Origin of the sequence: Priestia aryabhattai, assembly GCF_023715685.1 — a bacterium.
Lineage (GTDB): Bacteria > Bacillota > Bacilli > Bacillales > Bacillaceae_H > Priestia > Priestia aryabhattai_B.
Genome location: NZ_JAMBOQ010000111.1, coordinates 1 through 294, shown reverse-complemented (window position 1 = coordinate 294; position 294 = coordinate 1). Strand labels below are relative to the sequence as shown.

Annotated in this window: 1 rRNA gene; it reads right to left on the bottom strand. The window is 52.0% G+C overall.

From position 1 onward, the window contains the following. Nucleotides 1-294: ribosomal RNA gene (locus M3225_RS29250) — 23S ribosomal RNA — on the bottom strand; the annotation flags it as partial.

Genomic DNA, 294 nt, shown 5'->3' with positions numbered 1-294 from the left:
CGATTGGAATTTCTCCGCTACCCACACCTCATCCCCGCACTTTTCAACGTGCGTGGGTTCGGGCCTCCATTCAGTGTTACCTGAACTTCACCCTGGACATGGGTAGATCACCTGGTTTCGGGTCTACAACCACATACTAAACGCCCTATTCAGACTCGCTTTCGCTACGGCTCCGCCTTATCAGCTTAACCTTGCATGGGATCGTAACTCGCCGGTTCATTCTACAAAAGGCACGCCATCACCCGTTAACGGGCTCTGACTACTTGTAGGCACACGGTTTCAGGATCTCTTTCA